The sequence below is a fragment of the Silvimonas iriomotensis genome (assembly GCF_014645535.1).
GTDB lineage: Bacteria > Pseudomonadota > Gammaproteobacteria > Burkholderiales > Chitinibacteraceae > Silvimonas > Silvimonas iriomotensis.
Genome location: NZ_BMLX01000007.1, coordinates 185,967 through 198,204, shown reverse-complemented (window position 1 = coordinate 198,204; position 12,238 = coordinate 185,967). Strand labels below are relative to the sequence as shown.

Genomic DNA, 12,238 nt, shown 5'->3' with positions numbered 1-12,238 from the left:
TCAACATAGCCACGTCGATCACTCCAGTACTCCCGCTCGTTACCTCGCGGGACAGTGTTCTACGTGGGTCAGTTTTCGGTGCAAATTACTGCATCAAGTGGGTCAGGTTTGGGTGCAAATCAACAGCCCAGCACTTTACAACGATGCGATCGCGTTCCTTTTTTTGTGGTGAAACCTGGACAACATACGTAGAGGCAGGCGCAGTAAAACTATTCTGGATCTGGATCTGCTTCTCAATAATGTCGCGTAACCGGGAAAGAACGAAGATCGTGGCAATGTCCACTATGAATGCGAAGAGCAGCAAAAGGATCTTGGGTACTGCACTGTCAACCTGTGTCGTGCCATACCAGAGCCCACCTGTTAGGGCGATTGTCATGCTCGGTACTTGCCACATGATCTGATTCAAGGCCCTAAGGTGTTGTCCCGCTTCGAGAAACGCGAGTTCTTGCCTGCGATAATCCCACTTTTGAGCCTCAAGCTTCGACGATAGCTGATGCTTCAGCAGTTCGAGCTTTCTTGGGGAGTCGTTCATTTCATGCTCACGTTTGCCGGTTTTATTGGGGGGCTGGAGGGCTGGAAACCGCGTCGGATTTTACGCGTAGGATGTTTTATCTGACAAACGTATGTATGTTTGTGATAACACAAACATGGTAAAGTTGGGGCCACCATGGCGGACAATTTTTCCTACGTTTTTCCGGCGATTCGCGGGGTACAAGCTGGACGTGAGTACTACGTCTCGATGTGTCCGCTGCGCTTGCTCTCAAAGATCTTCATTTTCGACAATGAAGAGCTGATGCCTGAGTTGCGCGCCCAGCGCACACTGAACAAAGCCCGAGTCCCGGATATTAGTCGCTACATTGTCAACAACCCTCAAAGCTATATCTTTTCTGCCATCACCGCGTCCATAGATGGGGCTGTTTCATTCGCGCCTGTTGGTAGCGACAACGTTACCAATTTCCGGATGGGTACGCTGACGGTCGATATGCATGCCAAGTTTATCGTGAACGATGGACAACATCGCCGCGCTGCAGTCGAGCAGGCATTACAGGCTGCGCCAGAGTTGGGTGACGAGACGATAGCTGTCGTGTTCTTCCTGGATCATGGTCTTGAACGCTGTCAGCAGATGTTCGCCGATTTGAACAGACATGCTGTCAAGCCGTCATCTTCATTGGGCGTGTTATACGACCATCGTAGTGCGGCTGCAAATGTCGCCAAGCACCTGAGCCTCACTTCTAAAGTATTTCACAACTTGATTGAAACCGAACGCTCATCCCTTTCGGAACGCTCGCGCAAGCTTTTTACGCTGAGCGCACTTCATTTTGCGATCCTGGAAATGCTTCCGGAAAAGGAACTTGAAGATTTCACTGCGGCTTCTAAAAAATGCCAAGAGTTCTGGGAGATCGTGGGTGCCCAGTTCCCTGAGTGGATCTATGTTCGCGAGTCCAGGATGACTGCCGGTGAAGTCAGGCAAGATTTCATCCACTCCCACGCTATTGTTTTGCAGGCACTGGGGCGGGTCGGCAAATTCCTGTATCAGTCCAGTCGTCCGGACCTGCCAAAAATGTTAGGCAAACTTCGAGATATTGACTGGTCCCGCAAAAATGCGCCCACATGGGAGGGCCGGGCCATGATTGGTGGACGCATGTCTAAATCAAGCCAGAACGTAACCCTCACCTGCAATGAAATCAAGCGTGTACTTGGTTTGCCATTAACACCGGAAGAGCTTGATGTGGAACAGGCTTTTAGTGCCGCACATGGTTTTTCCGCGCAATTGAAAGAGGACTCCAAGTGACAACTCCTGTTGATGTCATCATTCAAGAGATCCAGTCGATCTACACCGCAGATACCATTCCCTGGATTATTGGGTATAGCGGCGGCAAAGATTCGACCGCCTCGCTGCAACTGGTATGGAACGCCATAGCCGCTTTGCCAGCTGAGCAACGCGTTAAAGACGTTCATGTAATCAGCACTGATACCTTGGTTGAGAACCCGGTGATTGCAGCTTGGGTTGAGAATTCGCTCGAGTGCATTCGCCGTGCGGCGGAGGGCCAAGGGTTGCCCATCAAGGCGCATCGCCTTACTCCAGCGTTGGAGAACCGCTTCTGGGTTAGTTTGATTGGCAAAGGCTATCCCGCACCGCGCAACCGCTTTCGGTGGTGTACCGATCGGCTGAAGATCAGTGCTTCGACCAAGTTTATTCAAGAACTTTCAGAGGCCAACAACGAAGCGATTCTCGTGTTGGGCCAACGCCGCGGTGAGAGCCAGGCGCGTGACAAAGTCATGGATCAATATAGTGGAAGTTCGCGAGCGCGGTTGAGCCGCAACAAAGACCCCAAACTTTCACGTGTCTGGGTGTATTTACCGGTTGAAACCTGGACTAGTGACGATGTCTGGGAATACATCATTACCGAGCCCAACCCTTGGGGCGTGGACAATCAGGAGCTCTTCAACATTTACCGTGGTGCCACTGCAGACGCGGAATGCCCAATCGTTGTTGATACCTCCACGCCCAGCTGTGGCGATAGTCGCTTCGGGTGCTATGTCTGCACTATGGTTTCGCAAGACAAGTCCATGCAAGCCATGATCCAGAATGATGAGCAGAAGGCCTGGATGCAACCAATTCTGGACTTCCGGAATAAGAATCTGACTACCAAGGATCGAGAGGTCCGAGATTTTGTCCGGTTGAATGGTCGGGTCAAAGCGATGGATCAATCGCAAGAACTTATCCATGGGCCATACCTGCAAGAACAACGAGCCAGATTGCTGGAGGAGTTACTGCGCACGCAGAAAGCGGTGCAGTCTGCTAAGGCCGTGGGTTATGGACGGATTGAGCTGATTGGACTGGACGAAATCGACGAAATTCGCAGGATATGGGTTGAAGAGAAGGGCGAAATCGAAGATTTGGTGCCCAAGATATACGAAAAGGTCTTTGGCCAGGTATATCCTGGCAAGTTGTTGGAGCCGGTTCCCCTAGAGTCAGACGATCTGCAAATGCTGAAAGATATAGCCGCAGAGTTGGATCCGCAGGCGGCTGACCGCTTGTACCGGCTTACCCGCTCGCTGCTGGCAGTGCAATTTCAGTCGATGCAATCGCAAAAGCGCTCCAAACACTTGGATAATCTAGAAAGTGTGCTTAAAGCAAATGCTTTCCGTACCGAAGACGAAGCGCTTGCCTTTGCACTGGAAACCGCGCAGTCCGTTGCTGAGGATCTCTCTGATGATCTCGTTGACGTAACCGCCCAAGAAGAACAATAACCGTATGGCTAAGTTAACCATTACCCAAATTGCGATAGAAAATTTGGGGCCGTTTCGCGAACGGCAAACAATTGATCTTGATGTGAAAGGAGATCGCCCAGTCATTCTAATCAAGGCTCTGAATGGCAGTGGTAAAACAACGCTCCTCACCGCTTTGCAAATTGGCTTGTACGGCTACAAAGCCATCAACCCGGCACGGCGCTCCGAGTATGATCAGCTGATTGCCGGTCTGCAGCGTAAAGACGCCGTCAGCAACGCAGTTGTCGATTTGACACTGTCAATTGAGATTGGCGCTTACAAGCAAACATTGCTTGTGCACCGCGAATGGGAGCCCCATAAAAGCAGCCCGAAAGAGCAGTTTGCTGTTTTTAGCAATGGCATGCGTGATCTTGAATACACCGAGATGTGGGACGAATTCATCAACTCGATTTTGCCTGTGGAGTTGGTGCAACTGTTCCTGTTTGATGGTGAGAAAATCGAATCACTCGCCAACCCGGAGCGGCTGCCTCATTTGTTGCGCAGGGCTACCGAGGTCTTCCTGGGTTTGGGTGGTATTGATACCTTGGCGAACGATCTCAAAGCATTGGAGAGGCGGGCGGCGAGTAAAAAAGATACCGCAAATAGCCTTGATAAGGCTCGTGCAGATGCAGACGATTTTGACCGCCAACTTAAAGAGGTCAACGATCGCATCGATATATTGATACAGCGCCAAGGGCAGGCCCATAGTGAGCTTGATGCTGCTCAGCGCAGACTTGAAGCCTTCTCGGTAGCTGCGCAACGCAACGGGCTTACCGCCTATCAGCAAGCAGCACAACTTAATGAGCAAGCAAAGATTGCAAAGCAGCAGCATGAGATCGCCCATAATGGGTTGGTGCATGCGTTGGAAGACCCTTTCTTGCCGCTGCAATGGATAAAGCCGCTTTGGGAACGCTACAGGGCGCAAATGCAGCAGGAGAAGCAAGCTAGGCATGCAAATTTGTTGGCTGGTGAGTTTGCAAAACGCGACGAACGCATATTGCAATTGCTGGCTATTCAGACGCCTCAAGCAAAAGATACGGTCGCGTCCCTTCTTCGCCAGGACCTGAAGCGTTTTGCCGTGCCCCAAGGCCCAGAGCCCATTTTGTTGCTTGGGGCCGACCCGCTTGAAATTGAGCCTCGTCTTGAGCAAGCAGCACATCAGCTCAAAAAGGCCACTGCAGAAGTTGAGAATGCAGCAAAGATGCTCGAACAGACGCAATTGTCAGCTGCGCAGATTCCCGCGAAAGAGCAGTTGTCCGATATTTTTGACGGCATGCAACATCACACTAAGGCAGTAGCGGATGCGGAAAGAGAACTCCAAGGGCTCACAACGGAGCTGTCCGAAGCACGGGCTATGCAAACGCACCTCGAAAACCGCTGGAATGCCTCGCTTCAGCGAATGCGCGCCGAACTCAAAGATAATGCTCTGGAATTGAAAGCACTGGATGCCTCCGCGCGCGCCAAGAAAGCCTTAGCTATCTTTCGTGAACGCCTTCTCGCCTCGAAGGCACAATGGCTTGCGGACATGATCACTACAGAATTCAAGAGGCTATTACGCAAGCGCAATCTGGTATCCAAGGTAGTCGTAGACCCAACCAGTTACGCGGTCGCGATTGAGGATGTCAGAGGTCACGTGCTGCCTATGGAGCGTCTCTCTGCTGGGGAGCGCCAGATTCTAGCTATTGCTGTACTAAGCGCGCTGATTAGCGAGCGCAAAGGGCGATTCCCTGTGGTAGTGGATACGCCGTTAGCGCGACTGGATCGCAAGCATCGAGAGGCGCTGATTAACAACTTCTTTGCAAAGATCTCGCACCAAGTGCTGGTGCTTTCTACGGATGAAGAGGTAGAGGGCTCAGTCTACCAAACTCTACAACGCCACTTAAACCGAGAATACGAGCTAATTTTTGATGATGCTAGCCGAAGCAGCTCCGCGGCCCTTCATCAGCCTCAAATCTTAGCCGAAGCCATATCATGATTGATCGTATCCGACTTTCCGCAGCTGCTAAGAATCAATTGGCTAACTTGAAGCGTAGAACTGGTATCGAACACTACAACACTCTTTGTCGCCATGCGCTTTGCATATCACTGGCGAATCCAACAGTCCCACCAAAAGAAAGTATCAATTTCAATGGAGGAATTGAACTCGATTGGAGGGTGTTTACCAGTGGTCAAGAGGTGTTGTATTGGAATCTAATAATTGTCAGAGCAGTCGAAGATGCCCAAGAGCTTGGGGAGGAGTCACTCCGTCAAGTCTTGGCTGCACATATTCATCGCGGTCTATCCTACATGGCCAGTAAAAGCGATGAAGATTTATTTTCTGGACTTGCGTGACGCAATTCTATTGTCAGTTTTAAAGGGCAAGATTTATTCTTGCCCTTTTTTACTTAATTTGGAGGCGTGATAAAATCAATTTGATTGAACCAATTTTCTTTGTATCTATTATTTTGATGTATGTTTTCAAGTGCATTCTGAATGGCTTCTCTAACACTTCTAGTGTCTGATATGGCCAAGTCCCAGTCCCACATCCAAAAATCTTCTGATTGCGTAGTGAGTATTTTTTTAATTGCTATGCAAAGAGATTCCGAATCAGCAATGTCTACGCTGCTCCCCGGATAACTGGAAATCGTATTAATGGTATCCGTAATAAATTGAGTCATAGAAACAAGGCCGACCTTGCTTAGAAGCTTTGCAGATTGTGCAAAAGTATTGGGCCAAGTGTCCTTAATTGTACTCCAAATAGTGATGAAGAAATCGTAGGCAGAATCATCCCCTGAGAGTTCTCTAATATTTTTGGATTGTATATAAGCGATTGACGCTTCAATTGCTGCTGGGACAACCCTTCTGTTGTCCTCGGCAACGTGTGGCATTGAGACGAGTCCATAAAATGGGCTGTCCGGTAAATCATTAGCGAAGCCAACATAGTTCAAAGTTTGACTCAATGACAGTTTAGCCATCTTTAGCCGCTGAGCCAAATCTGCTTCATCGGGATTTCCGGTATATTTCAGAGTCAGTGCTCTAATGTGGTCGGCCGGAACCTTTGAAACTTTGTTGTTAATGACGATGAATTGAAATGCTCTTTCTTCGCTATTGGCGTTAAGGATCGCGACCACCGGAATTCTTGAGTTTTCATCGTATGCATGCAAGCCGTAAATGCGATGCTGCCCATCGACCACAAAAATTCCTTCTTTGTTCTGCGGATTGATGGTTAATATTTTTTGCCCGGCGTTCTCTGAAATGCTATAAGAACCTTCTGACATCGTTATAACGACAGCGGTCGGGATCGTGTTTCTAGAGTCGTTAGTAAAGAAGTTTTTTATCGCTTTGACTTTTGAATCTTTTCGGGCTCTTTGGATACCATCTTGGTTGTCTGGTGTAAGACGTGGAATTGTACTCCATGCAATGACGTCAGAAACTGGTGCTTCAAACATGCATAAATACGGCGCATCAGGAGAATTTCTCTGTTTAAATTTGAAACAATTATAGTTCATAAATACCCTCCTTAAAAAAATTTGATATTGTAAAAATCAATTGAATCGTATTTGTCAATATATTTTGGGCTGGCGAGTTCTACGCTACCTATAGCAACAGCTGCTTCTTTCAGCGTTAATTTATTTGAGCAGGCGTACTCAAATATCAACCTCCTATGCCGTGCTATTCGCACCGACTTGTGTATCGATCGAAGTTCATGGGGTTCGGCCTGTGGCATCATAACAAATGAACTGACATCGGAGTTTTGCCATAAAAGCATATGGCTTTTTTCTTTGTTGCAGTGGCTACATGAAGGTAGGAGATTACCCTCAATACTATCGCCACCATAACTTTGAGGCCAAATGTGCTCGAGTTCGTAGTTTTGATCCGCTTGAGAGGAGTCATCAATCGAGACACCACAGATATAACAATTATCAGGCCTTCGTTTAAACTGCTTTCTTACAGTATGGGTGATATCTTTCTTTGATGATCTATATGCGTCTATCACATAATTCGCTAATTGTTCTAAATTACCACCCAGGGAGTTTTTTGGTATTTCCAATGAAGTCAAAAAATAGTTGACCAACTCTCTTTTATGTCTTTCAAGCGCGTTGTTGTCAGCATGGAGCGGATCTGTGCGGTCGATCCATTTAGCTTTTTTTATACAGCGCATCATTAGGTTCGACGCGAATATGCCTGCATAATAATCGGCAAAGTCATCCGTGCGACCTCCGATTTGGATGAGCGATACATTGTCTAAACTTGAAGCGCGCTCTTTGCCAATTACGTTTAAGATAAGAAATTGGAATAGCCGTTCGCCATTGGTGACCGGTTTAAATCTACAATACTCACTGAGCCGCATTGTCACGTCACTCCATAATAGAAGTGTTAAATCTGGAATGTTTTATTCTTTCATTGAAACTAGCGGGCAAACCACAAATTTCCGGAGCTGCTAAGCGTCATGAAAAAAAATGATTTAAAAACCCAATGAATTTTCATGACGCTTTAGATCGCTGACGATTAAGTGTTTAAACTCCACGCGTGAATCGCGATTTCAGCCAGATCTTTTTGCCTTGTTTCAATATGCTCAAATGTCCATTCGGTATCGGAATCAGAAATATAATTTGAAATACTTTTTGGTAAATTTAAATCGCAGTCTTGGTATTTTTTTATTTTATGTTCTATGGCTTTGTTTTTTATAGATGCATTAATTCCTGCAGGTAGTGCCAACAAATTTCCTACTTTCCAAAGTCGGTCTTTGAACAGCACGGACTCACCATCCTTGTTGTGCTTTGCTATTGGCCAATCCTTTTGAGATGGGGATTTGGGCATTATATGTTCTAAATGTTGGTCAACCCCGTGTTTTAAAGGAACAGACCCGTTAAGTAGATAGGTTTCAATCCAATATATGGAAAAGTAACCGATCTTTGAAGAGGTAAGGCTAATTTTTTCAAATGACTCTTTAAATAACGCATCGGAAGCATGTTCACTAAAGAGATTGGAAATTTTTTGAAGGCTGTTTTCCTGAGATGCCAATTCCGAAGCTTTTTGCATCGTATTTGCTAGAATAGAAACATCTCCGTCAATCACCTTCATGAACCTGAAGGAGAAATTCATAGCCAATTGAACATGCCGTTCTATTAAATGGATATTATCGGAAAAGTTCCTATAGACCGCAATCAGATATGGGTAGCTTAACTTAACCCCTAACACGTTGGATATATCACTTAGCATATATCTCGTTTTGTCAGTCCACTCCATAGGGTGGCTACGCAGCATCGCCCTCAGTGCTCCTGCATCTTCCAGTAGTTCTGCAGAGTATTGCATTGCCTTGGGAGAGTCTTCGAGCCGTTCTTTTACTTTCTTAAACAATTCGGCTGCTTTTACTTTTCCATGCCGGGAGAGATAAGAGTAATGAAGAAAATCCGTTAGTCTTAAATCATCGTCAAATTCTAACGTTTCTTTCAACTCATTCCAATTGGCAAGTACGTCATCTCGTCTAGCTTCGGCTTTCTTAAGCAGCTCATTTTTTATTAGGTCACCATGGCTAAGATCTAATCCCCTGCTGTTTAATGATTCAAATATAGCGTAGGCATTAGCATGGGATAGTGCAGTAATCCTTAGAACAATTACAGTTTCGAGTGTGAGCGAAATAAAACTTTTCAACCGCAACACTTTTCTTGCCGGATCGGACGATGAGGAAAGAAATTTCTCGGCTTGTTCATAAGAGCATTCAATTGCTTCTTTAATTTTAACGAGCGGCGATGTTTTTTTATTTCCGTCTAAAGTCTTTTTGGTCTCTACACCGCTCCAAAAAACATTCTTCTCATCTTTCGTACTCTTCAGTAAGCAGCTCTGCGCGAAAAATTCGGTAACGGTCTCATCTGAGAATGAAAGATTGGTAGTCCATCCACCATTAAAGCTGCCTATTAGCGACTTTATTTGGTGTGCGTAACCCTCTCGTTCCTCGCCACTTAGGTGTTGGTTTACTAAATCTAGCAATACGGACATCATGCACGTCAGGGCAGTCATACGTTGTTGCCCGTCGGTCAATTCATATGGTCCATTGCTTTCTGGCTCTTTTACAACAACCATTGCGCCGAGGAAATAGCCCGAAGGGGTTTTAATTTGATCATTGGCCGCAAAGCGTTTGTAGTGATCGATTAAATCTACCCACAGTTCTTCTACTGTCGCCTTTTTCCAAACGAAGTCACGCTGGTAAGGAGGTACGCAATGTGGCTGTTGTAATAGATCCTTTAATGCTAATGGGCTTCCGCTGATGACCGTTGTGGGATTTAAAAAGGAAGAGTGACTCACGTATTGTTTCCTCAACGAAATTACTTTGCTAGAAGAAAATCTGATACTTCTTTTTAAAATTTTTCAGCGCAATAAAAAGCCCACAACAAAAAAGATGTTTGTGGGCTTTCTATATTTTTTCATTATCTGTGTCGTGAATTTTTCATTTGCTTGGCACAGTTTTCACTTTCTATGTCACCCGACACATCAAATATCAATATTCCGCGCCACTAGCGCATTTTGTTCAATGAAGTGGCGGCGGGGTTCTACCTGATCGCCCATCAGCGTGGTGAAGACTTCATCGGCGGCGATGGCGTCTTCTACGCTGACCTTCAACAGCCGGCGGACGGTGATGTCCATGGTGGTTTCCCACAGCTGCTCGGGGTTCATTTCGCCCAGGCCTTTATAGCGCTGGATGGTGACGTTGCGGCGGACGTCGTTGAGCAGCCAGTCCAGGCCTTCCTTGAAGTTGGTGATGCCTACTTCGTTGTCGCCACGGCGTACTTTGGCGCCGGTGGTGATCAGGCCAGAGAGCAACTCGCCGGTCTTTTTCAGCTGGGCGTAGTCGCCAGACAGCACAAAGTCTTCGTCGATGTACTGCACCGTCACCACGCCGTGCAGGTGACGTTCAATCTTCAGTACGCTGCCTGCTTCTTCAACCTGGGTGGCCTTGATGATGAAGGCCGGGTGGTTGAGCTGGCGGGTCAGGCGTTCTGCAGAATCTTCTGCGGTGGCATGGCTGGATAGATCCATCGGGCCGCTGTAGAGCAGGGCGTTGAGGATCAGCGGGTCGATAAAGCGGCTGCAGCGGGCGATCACGGCAGAGGTCACCAGGTACTGGCGGGACAGCGTTTCCAGTTGTTCCTGGGCAATGGCGGGCAGGCCGTCGCCGGGGATGATTTCTGCGCCGTTAATGGCCAGCTTGAGCAGGTACTGGTCCAGTTCCTGGTCGTCTTTCAGATAGGCTTCGCTCTTGCCACGGGCGGCGCGGTACAGCGGCGGCTGGGCAATGTAGATGTAGCCGCGCTCAACCAGTTCTGGCAGCTGACGGTAGAAGAAGGTCAGCAGCAGGGTACGGATGTGCGAGCCGTCCACGTCCGCATCGGTCATGATGATGATGCGGTGGTAGCGCAGTTTTTCGATGTTGAAGTCGTCTTTGCCAATGCCGCAACCCAGTGCGGTGATCAGCGTGCCCACTTCCTGGCTGGAGAGCATCTTGTCGAAACGCGCGCGTTCCACGTTCAGGATCTTGCCCTTGAGCGGCAAAATGGCCTGGAACTTGCGGTCGCGGCCTTGCTTGGCAGAGCCGCCGGCGGAGTCACCCTCGACCAGGTAGATTTCAGACAGCGCCGGGTCGCGTTCCTGGCAGTCTGCCAGTTTGCCGGGCAGGCCGATGCCGTCCAGCACGCCTTTACGGCGGGTCAGGTCGCGGGCCTTGCGCGCGGCTTCACGGGCGCGGGCGGCTTCCACGATCTTGCCAGAAATGATCTTGGCGTCGTTCGGGTTTTCCAGCAGGAACTCTGCCAGCGCCTGGCCAACCACTTCTTGCACGATGGGGCTGATTTCGCTGGAAACCAGCTTGTCTTTGGTCTGGCTGCTGAACTTGGGGTCAGGCAGCTTCACGCTCAGCACGCAGGTCAGGCCTTCACGCATATCGTCGCCGCTGGTTTCCACCTTGGCTTTTTTGGCGATTTCGTTCTGGTCGATGTAGTTGTTCAGCGTGCGGGTCAGCGCCGCGCGCAAGGCGGACAAGTGCGTGCCGCCGTCACGTTGCGGAATGTTGTTGGTAAAGCACTGCACGGTTTCCTGGTAGGAGTCGTTCCACTGCATGGAGACTTCTACCGACATGCCTTCGCGTTCACCCAGCGCGTGGAACACGTGGGGGTGCAGTACGGTCTTGGCGCGGTTCATGTATTCCACAAAGCCGCGCACGCCGCCAGCGTAGGCAAAGTTTTCTTCCTTGCCAGAGCGACGGTCGATCAGCGTAATGCCGACGCCATTGTTCAGGAACGACAGTTCACGAATCCGCTTGGCGAGGATTTCGTAGTGGAATTCGATCAGGCCAAAGGTCTCGATCGACGCCATGAAGTGAACTTCGGTACCGCGCTTGTCAGAGTCGCCCACAATTTTGAGCGGCGCTACCGCGACACCCTGACGGAATTCCATGCTGTGTACATGGCCTTCGCGGCGAATGGTCAGACGCAGCCAGTCAGACAGCGCATTCACCACCGAGACACCCACGCCGTGCAGGCCGCCAGAAACCTTGTAGCTGTTCTGGTCAAACTTGCCGCCGGCGTGCAGTTCGGTCATGACGATTTCAGCGGCAGAACGCTTGAATTCGTCGTCTTCTTTCACTGCGGTGGGGATACCGCGGCCGTTGTCTTCCACGCTGATGGAGTTATCGGCATGGATGATCACGCGGATGGTGTCGCAATGGCCGGCCAGCGCTTCATCAATTGCGTTGTCCAGAACTTCAAACACCATGTGGTGCAGGCCGGTACCGTCGCCGGTGTCGCCGATGTACATGCCCGGACGTTTGCGTACCGCTTCCAGACCTTTCAGGATCTTGATGCTGTCGGCACCGTATTCCTGGTTGCCGGCGGGGTTCTGCGGGTTTTGCGGGTCGATGTTTTCACTCATGAGAATGCTTGTTCCTGGACTGCAAGAAAAGACGAAAGGCCGGGAAGCCCCAGCCTGACGG

At 49.0% G+C, this 12,238-nt stretch carries 9 protein-coding genes; 4 read left to right on the top strand and 5 right to left on the bottom strand.

Annotated features, from left to right (window positions below; translation table 11 throughout):
* Window positions 1-85: 85 nt before the first annotated feature.
* Window positions 86-532 (bottom strand): hypothetical protein, encoded by a 447-nt coding sequence (locus tag IEX57_RS19065; RefSeq protein WP_188706557.1) that lies wholly within the window; start codon window positions 530-532, stop codon window positions 86-88.
* A 135-nt stretch (window positions 533-667) separates the two neighbouring features.
* On the opposite strand from IEX57_RS19065, the gene dndB reads away from it, so the two are divergent.
* The 4 genes from dndB to dndE are packed head-to-tail and all read left to right on the top strand — an operon-like array spanning window position 668 to window position 5,604.
* The gene (dndB, locus tag IEX57_RS19060; protein WP_188706556.1) at window positions 668-1,792 is read left to right on the top strand and encodes a DNA sulfur modification protein DndB; all 1,125 of its coding nucleotides are present in this window, start codon (window positions 668-670) and stop codon (window positions 1,790-1,792) included.
* The gene (gene dndC, locus IEX57_RS19055) at window positions 1,789-3,255 is read left to right on the top strand and encodes a DNA phosphorothioation system sulfurtransferase DndC (RefSeq protein ID WP_188706554.1); all 1,467 of its coding nucleotides are present in this window, start codon (window positions 1,789-1,791) and stop codon (window positions 3,253-3,255) included. The genes dndB and dndC overlap by 4 nt, the downstream gene beginning before the upstream one ends.
* Before the next feature lie 4 nt (window positions 3,256-3,259).
* Window positions 3,260-5,248 (top strand): DNA sulfur modification protein DndD, encoded by a 1,989-nt coding sequence (gene dndD / locus IEX57_RS19050; protein WP_188706553.1) that lies wholly within the window; start codon window positions 3,260-3,262, stop codon window positions 5,246-5,248.
* Window positions 5,245-5,604 carry a DNA sulfur modification protein DndE gene (dndE, locus tag IEX57_RS19045; RefSeq protein ID WP_188706551.1) on the top strand — a complete coding sequence of 120 codons (360 nt, stop codon included), beginning with the start codon at window positions 5,245-5,247 and terminating at the stop codon, window positions 5,602-5,604. The genes dndD and dndE overlap by 4 nt, the downstream gene beginning before the upstream one ends.
* A gap of 53 nt (window positions 5,605-5,657) precedes the next feature.
* Here the strand turns inward: dndE and IEX57_RS19040 are convergent, their stop codons facing one another.
* The 4 genes from IEX57_RS19040 to gyrB all read right to left on the bottom strand — a co-directional run bounded on the left by IEX57_RS19040 (window position 5,658) and on the right by gyrB (window position 12,177).
* Window positions 5,658-6,761 (bottom strand): DGQHR domain-containing protein, encoded by a 1,104-nt coding sequence (locus IEX57_RS19040; RefSeq protein WP_188706549.1) that lies wholly within the window; start codon window positions 6,759-6,761, stop codon window positions 5,658-5,660.
* An 11-nt stretch (window positions 6,762-6,772) separates the two neighbouring features.
* Window positions 6,773-7,603, bottom strand: a complete 831-nt coding sequence (locus IEX57_RS19035; protein ID WP_188706547.1) for an HNH endonuclease — start codon at window positions 7,601-7,603, stop codon at window positions 6,773-6,775.
* A gap of 158 nt (window positions 7,604-7,761) precedes the next feature.
* Window positions 7,762-9,558: a DUF262 domain-containing protein gene (locus IEX57_RS19030; RefSeq protein WP_188706545.1), complete on the bottom strand. Its 1,797-nt coding sequence runs from the start codon at window positions 9,556-9,558 to the stop codon at window positions 7,762-7,764.
* A gap of 186 nt (window positions 9,559-9,744) precedes the next feature.
* Complete coding sequence (gene gyrB / locus IEX57_RS19025) at window positions 9,745-12,177, bottom strand: DNA topoisomerase (ATP-hydrolyzing) subunit B (protein WP_188706543.1); 2,433 nt, start codon at window positions 12,175-12,177, stop codon at window positions 9,745-9,747.
* Window positions 12,178-12,238 lie beyond the last annotated feature (61 nt).